This is a genomic window from Nocardia sp. NPDC004860, assembly GCF_040609015.1.
Taxonomy (GTDB): Bacteria; Actinomycetota; Actinomycetes; order Mycobacteriales; family Mycobacteriaceae; genus Nocardia.
Window position 1 is genome coordinate 58,609 of sequence record NZ_JBEXJI010000043.1, and the last position, 6,311, is coordinate 64,919.

Below are 6,311 nucleotides of genomic sequence, written 5' to 3' on the forward strand. Positions count from 1 at the left end.
CAACCTTCCGGACTGGCGTTACGCGGGGATATCGCGCACCATCTCGGTCAGCTCACCGCTGTTGATCTCGTAGAAGAAGCCGTAGAGGTTAATGTGTTTGGGAATGACGGGGCTGTTTCGCAGCAGTTCTACGTCGCGCTTGATCGACTCGTCGAAGTGACTGACGGCCAGGTCCTGCTGGTCGTAGAACTTCGTGAGATCGGTTCCGTGGCGCTCCTTATACCATTCGGTGAACTGTTCGGCGGTGAATGCCGATGCGCCGCAGAAGGAGTGGTGTACCACGGCGACGTTCTTCATCTGGAAGAGGTAGTCCAGCGTCGCGATGGCCAGCAGCGCGTCGATGGCACGTCCGCCGCCATTGGTCAGTGTGAACAGCGTTCTGGTGGAACCGACTTTGTTGCCGGCCTGATCGTGGATGTCTTCGCCCGGGTACACCTCGTCCGGAAGATGCTTGGCCACGGCGTGCGGGATCTCTGTCGCGCGGGGGTCAAAGCAATGAATGACCAAAGTCTTCATGGGGATGACCTCGCCGAACCCCGTAAAATGGGAGGCGTCGAACCAAGGTTGGGTTCGGAATTCGTATCTACTGAGATCCATTTGCTTTCCTTATTTGTCATCGGGTGGTGCTGTTTTGGCGTTCCCGGTACCGGCATGTGGTGTGCTTGCGCAAGGACCGCCGTGTGCTACTCGTCGAAAGGCGCCATATCGAGCGCGGCGGCAGCATCGGCGATCGTGAGCGGTGATCTGTTGTGGTCCACATGCGTGCAGAAGTGAAACCAGTGCCGATATGGCTGCTTACGGTCGATCTCCTCGTTCAGGATGGTGTAGAAGGCAGTCTTGAATTTCGCCCTGGGATAGCGCCGCAGTACCTCGGCGACGTCGGCTGGATCGAGTGCGGCATCGGGCACCCCGACGACGTCGTAGGCCAGACCGCGCTGCATGATGCGGCTCGTGTCACCGCGAAACTCGTTGATATCCCAGGTGTGCAAAGCGATGTTGTCCCACACGCGTTGCGCGCGATCCTCGGAGACACCCTGGTCGAGCAGGAAGGCCCGCGCTGCGGTCGCTCCTTCGATTTCGAAGCGGTGGGTGCCCACGACGTGCTCGGTGAGGCCGAGGTCGTGCAGGACTGCCGAGAGGAACATCAGCTCGCTGTCGATCTCGACGCTCTCCTGCTGGGCGAAGAGTTCGGCGAACCAATAGCTGCGCATGCAGTGGTTGAACAGCGTGTCATTGGACACGCGACGGGCAAGCTCCTCAGCCTGCCGAGCGATGGGGGTCTCTGGTGCTGAGATCTCAGTGATCATGACTGTGTCCGTCCTCGGGTTGGCCGTCGGCTCCGAGCCTAGGAACACCGCGCATATGGCGGCAATGACAACTATTCCTCGTTTTCTGCCATCGCTGTGGCGGGCCTATTCGCGCCGAAGATGCTGACCTTCTGGGGCGCTCGGGTAGTCTCGCCAATTCTCGAAACGCAGCGTCTTGCGTTGTGTGCCAACGTGTGCGCACCGCGCCCGGCGGTGCCTCAGCACTGCAGTACCGATACGACTTCGGCGCTCACCCCCGGCTCGTCGTCGGGGATGCCAATTGGCTAGTTTCAGCTGACTGAGGTCAGATGAGCGGCGTTCCGGCGCGCAATCTGAGTGCCCGCCGCCCTGTTCTGCTACATCTACCCCGTCATTTGCTCGTCCCAATGGGCCGATGCCGACATGCATCTGCAGACCGTGTCATGCTGCTGCTAGCCGAAGGGCTGTACAAGTGGCCCGTAGATGGCATGGGCAAAGCTTCACAAGACCGTCACGGAGCTCCTCTTACATCCGCGCGAACTCATTCGGCCGGAGCGCGGGCTCTTGAGTGAGCAGCGCTCAGGAGGCGTCGGAGACGGCTGGGCAGGGCGACGCCTGGGAGCGAGCCCGTGCCGTGAGCGGGAGTCCTTCGAATGCTTGATCGGCAACGCGCTCCAGTATGACCGTGTCGAACCCGGCCCTGGCCAGTACTTCCATGCCCCGGTTGACCGCCATGAGCAGGTGGCTGACTGCGGGGGCGTCCGCCTCGGGGGCGAGGTCGCCGTGCCGCTGCGCAGCCTGAATGCACTCGGTCAGTGAGCCTTCGATTCTCGTGAGGGCCTGCCCGGCGCGTGCAGCGGCCTGCGGATCGTGGTCGGCTCCCTCGACGACGAAGCCGGTCACCATACAGCCGAGCCTGTCGGGGTCGTCGTGCACAAATTGCGCCGACTTGACGAGATATGCGTGCAGCCGTTCCAGCGCGGTGTCATCGGGGCCTTCGAGTGTTGCCGCCCAGGCGGTTTCGTTGCGGTCGCAGTACGCCCGCAGTGTCCGCAGGTACAGCTTGCTCTTGTCGCCGAAGGCGGCGTAGAGGCTGCCGCGGCCCAGCCCGGCGGCCTTGGCGATGTCGTCAACGCTGGTGCCGGCGTATCCGGTACGGCGGAACTGCCTCTCGATGGTCTGCACGACCTCGTCCTTGTCGAATCCTGGTGGGCGCGCCATAGGAGTCAGCCTACAGGCCGCACGAGCATTCTTGACATTTCATTCCACAACTTCCTACGATTCTTGACAGAGCGGTCCAGAACCCTGGTATCCGTTGCTCACGACATCCCGCGAAACCGCAGAACGGAAGAGACGCATGTCTTCGCAAGATCAAATGGATCACCAACGTCGGCGCGCTGGGCGTATCGCAGAAAAGGCGGCAGTCCGATGACGGCGTCGATTCCGGCCCGGGCTTCCCACGCCGCGGCCCCCGGCAGCGGACAGGCCCGCTGGCTTGGCCTTCTGGTGGTTTGCCTAGGTGTCCTGATGGCCTTCGTCGACGTCACCTCCACCATCTCGGCCCTGGGCGATATACAAAGCGACCTGCACGTCACTGCGAGCACGCTGGTATGGATCACCAGCGCGTACAGCCTTGCTGTCGTGAGTTTCGTGATGTCCGCCGGGACTTTCGGCGACCTCGTGGGGCGACGGCGCGTGTTCAGCCTCGGTGCCGCCGTCTTCCTGGCCGGCAGCGTGGTCGCTGTTTTCGCCGACAGCGCCGGCATGCTCATCACCGCACAGGCGATCGCGGGCCTCGGCGGCGCAGCCGTGTTGCCAGCGAGCCTGGCGATTGTCAGTGCCACCTTCACCGACCCGCACGAGCGCACCGCCGCGATCGGCATCTGGGCCGCCTGCTCCGGGGTGGGTCTGGCCATCGGCCCGATCCTCGCCGGGGCCCTGCTCGAACACTTCTCCTGGCACGCTGTCTACATCCCCAACATCGTGATCGCCGGCGCGGCCCTGCTCCTGGCCCCGATCTTCGTGGCCGAGTCCAGACACGCCACGCGCAAACTCGATCTTGCGGGCCTCGTCCTGGGCACAGTGATGACGGCCTCGGCTACCTACGCGATCATTCAAGGTGGCGCCACCGGATATACCAAGGCGCCGATCATCACCATGTATGTGGTCTTCGCTGTATCGCTGTTCATGTTCGTACGCGTAGAACTCCGTCATCCCGACCCCATGCTCGACCTGAGGCTCTTTCGGAACGCTTCCTTCTCAGCCGTCATGGGCGTGGCTGCCGTCAGCGTTTTCGGACTGGTCGGTGTCGCCCTGCTCAGCGTGCTCTACATGGAACATGTGGGACAGACCAGTCCCCTCGGCGTCGGCGTGCGCCTGCTGCCGCTGTTCGGAACGTTCCTCCTGGTCACCGTCGTGGCCGCCCGGGTGCTGATACACCGGGTCGGCTTCACACCCTTGATCACCGCGGGCCTGGTCCTCATCGGAGTCGGGTCGCTCGCGCTGCTCGCGACCGATACCTCGGGAGGTTACGGGGCTATGTGGCCCGGACTGCTCGTGGCGGGCATCGGCGCGGGCCTGCTGACAGCGCCTTCCACGGCTGCCGCAGTCAACAGTGTCTCGCCACAGCAGGAGGGCATGGCGGCAGCAGCGGTCAACATGGCTCGGCAGCTGGGAACGGTGCTCGGCCCCAGTGTCCTCGGAACTGTCGTCACCAGCCGCTTTCCCCGGAACCTGCACGACCGTCTCGTCGCCGCAGGCATCCCCTCGCCACAGGCGGACACGATCGTGGACGGCGCATCACACGGCGGCGGCGCGACAGGTATCCCCACAACCCTCGCTCACGTGATGGAAACGGCGGTACCGAGGGCGTTCACCGATGCCGTGCACTTGGGCAACGCCATAGGCGGAGTTGTACTGATCGTTATGGCGGTGCCTGCGGCGCTGTTCGTCCGCCACAAGGTTCACAGTCACCGGACATCCGCCGAAGCGTAAGGGAAATACAGCCATGGCCAAGATCCTGCTCAGCATCCACGTATTGGCGGCGATCCTGCTCATCGGACCGGTCACCATTGCGGCTAGCTTGTTCCCGCGTTTTGCACGCCAGGCACTGGCCGACGGACCCGAGCAGCGGGCGGCCAAGGGGTCGGTGCAGCTGCTGCACCGGATCTGCCGCGTCTACGCTGTGGCCGGCATCTCCGTCCCGGCCTTCGGTATCGGCACCGCCCAGGTGATGGGAATTATGGGCAGCGCCTGGCTCATCGCCTCCATAGCTCTTACGGCGGTGGCCGCCGTCCTACTCGGCATCGCGGTGCTCGGCACCCAGTACAACGTGGTCACCCAGCTCGACAAGCCCGAACAGACATCGACCGCCGCGGACCCCCTGATCGCCCTGCTGCCCCGCCTGTCGATGATCACCGGCCTGTTCGCCCTCGCCTGGCTGATCGTGGTGGTCCTGATGATCGTCCGCCCCGGCTCGACGACAGGCGCATAACGGCTCAGCCACCGCACCGAACCCGCGCCTTGCGATGGCTGTTGACGTGTCGTGCTGTTCAACAATGTGCGGTGCGGCGCAGGGCGAACGGCGCTGATCTCAGGAGGGTGTCCCTACTTATCTCGTTCGGGTTCGGCACGGTTGACCCCTTTGGCTCCCCAGGACCGTGGAGTTCTCACCTAAAGGCGGCGGGCGCTGTGGTGGATGCGGATAGTCGGCTGGATTCGGTTGGCACGGTGCGCCTTCCGGATCCGGTCGTCGATAAGAGGTGGGATAGGTCGTGGTTCGAGCCCGCCCGCACGATCCGACATCTTGTGGCGGCTGAGCCGTGGAGCTCTGGCATAGACCGGTGCCGTGCGGGTGCGCTGTGATCGCGAACAGCTCATCGGAGGCCAGCCCATCGAGGCTCGTAAGTAGGGCGCTGCGCGTTCTCACCCGGGTTCGGATCAGGACGAACCAGACCCTGATGGGAGGACGAGGTGAACCGATTCTGCGGTATCGACTGGGCCGAACAACGCCACAACATCGCTATAGTCGACCACGACGGCAACCTGGTCACCAGAAGACGGATCGACTCCGGGCCGACAGGTTTCGCTGACCTGACAGCCCTGCTGGCAGATGCCGGCGACACCGCCGAGGACAGCAGGTGCCGGACGGCGGGTGCGTGGCGGTCGCCGTGGTCGCGGCGGCGTCGGTACTGGTCGTGGGCGGGGCCTTCGCAGCGGAGATCCAACTGGCGCTTCGCAAACCACAGCTACACCAGCCCCCGATGATCGAAAAGCGATGGTGGGTGCGGCGCTCGGCGGGCAGCTCGGCCGGGCGGATCATGATCCAGCTGGTGAGTCGTTTGGGCGAGGACCGATTCGGTCGCTGATGTGACGGCCCTGGTTGATGTATTTGTCCGGTCGGCGAGGGGTGACCGGCGTTACTCTTGTCGCAGGTCAGCGAAACAACTACCTCCCACTTCGCTGACCTGCCATGTGCGGCTCCCGATGGCCGCGATCCGCACCATGGTCCAGTGCTGCCAGGGCTGTCCTGACGGCACTGTCGCGTCACGACCCCCGGGCCCGGCCAGGGTCACGCTCGGGCGGGTGGGTTCGGCGGATCGACCGTTATTGGAAGACCGGTTCGATCGAGCGAGGAGCGCAGAACGCGAACTGGGCTGCCATGCCGGTTGCGTCCAATATCCTTGTGACGCAGTAGGACCCGTCGATGCACATCTTGCAATGGCACCGGTCGGCGAAGTCCTGGGCCGCGAGCAGGGCCCGTATCCCGGCCACGCCCAGGAACGTGACCTCTCTCAGATCGACCACCGTAGATCCGTCGACGCCGAGGCTGCCGATCAGCACCTGCTCGAACGCGGGGGCGGTCACGGCGTCGATCTCGCCGCCGATGGTGCACACGTGGGTGTGGTCGGCCAGGGTCGAGACCGCGATGGACAGCAGGCCGGGACAAGGGAGGTGACTCATCACCATCACCTGGTTTCGGGGGCGCGAGGGCTGAACGCCGTCCGCGGTGAGCGCCCTGCACCA

The 6,311-nt window shown here is 64.2% G+C and carries 7 protein-coding genes; 3 read left to right on the forward strand and 4 right to left on the reverse strand.

The genetic code is table 11. The features are described 5' to 3' along the window. Positions 1–18: 18 nt before the first annotated feature. The 3 genes from ABZV44_RS42610 to ABZV44_RS42620 form a co-directional block, all read right to left on the reverse strand. Positions 19–597, reverse strand: coding sequence for a carbonic anhydrase (locus ABZV44_RS42610; RefSeq protein ID WP_354850118.1), 579 nt, complete (start codon positions 595–597; stop codon positions 19–21). A gap of 86 nt (positions 598–683) precedes the next feature. Further along, positions 684–1,307 (reverse strand): HD domain-containing protein, encoded by a 624-nt coding sequence (locus tag ABZV44_RS42615; RefSeq protein ID WP_354850121.1) that lies wholly within the window; start codon positions 1,305–1,307, stop codon positions 684–686. A 558-nt stretch (positions 1,308–1,865) separates the two neighbouring features. Continuing rightward, a complete protein-coding gene (locus ABZV44_RS42620; RefSeq protein WP_354850123.1) occupies positions 1,866–2,507 on the reverse strand; it encodes a TetR/AcrR family transcriptional regulator in 642 nt (213 codons plus the stop codon). 207 nt (positions 2,508–2,714) lie between these two features. Between ABZV44_RS42620 and ABZV44_RS42625 the strand changes: the two genes are divergently transcribed. The 3 genes from ABZV44_RS42625 (at position 2,715) to ABZV44_RS42635 (ending at position 5,653) form a co-directional block, all read left to right on the forward strand. Next, positions 2,715–4,280: an MFS transporter gene (locus tag ABZV44_RS42625; RefSeq protein WP_354850126.1), complete on the forward strand. Its 1,566-nt coding sequence runs from the start codon at positions 2,715–2,717 to the stop codon at positions 4,278–4,280. A 13-nt stretch (positions 4,281–4,293) separates the two neighbouring features. Further along, the gene (locus ABZV44_RS42630; RefSeq protein WP_354850129.1) at positions 4,294–4,779 is read left to right on the forward strand and encodes a DUF2269 family protein; all 486 of its coding nucleotides are present in this window, start codon (positions 4,294–4,296) and stop codon (positions 4,777–4,779) included. A gap of 646 nt (positions 4,780–5,425) precedes the next feature. Continuing rightward, entirely contained in the window at positions 5,426–5,653 is a 228-nt protein-coding gene (locus tag ABZV44_RS42635) for a hypothetical protein (protein WP_354850131.1), read from the forward strand. Positions 5,654–5,891: 238 nt separating this feature from the next. Here ABZV44_RS42635 and ABZV44_RS42640 read toward each other — a convergent pair. After that, the coding region (locus tag ABZV44_RS42640; RefSeq protein WP_354850134.1) for an STAS domain-containing protein at positions 5,892–6,311 on the reverse strand (420 nt) is incomplete at its 5' end.

Bases quoted from the DNA above. Each gene is read 5' to 3' on its own strand.
- ABZV44_RS42610 (WP_354850118.1), bottom strand. From the start codon at position 597: ATGGATCTCAGTAGATACGAATTCCGAACCCAACCTTGGTTCGACGCC.
- ABZV44_RS42615 (WP_354850121.1), bottom strand. From the start codon at position 1,307: ATGATCACTGAGATCTCAGCACCAGAGACCCCCATCGCTCGGCAGGCT.
- ABZV44_RS42620 (WP_354850123.1), bottom strand. From the start codon at position 2,507: ATGGCGCGCCCACCAGGATTCGACAAGGACGAGGTCGTGCAGACCATC.
- ABZV44_RS42630 (WP_354850129.1), top strand. From the start codon at position 4,294: ATGGCCAAGATCCTGCTCAGCATCCACGTATTGGCGGCGATCCTGCTC.
- ABZV44_RS42625 (WP_354850126.1), top strand. From the start codon at position 2,715: ATGACGGCGTCGATTCCGGCCCGGGCTTCCCACGCCGCGGCCCCCGGC.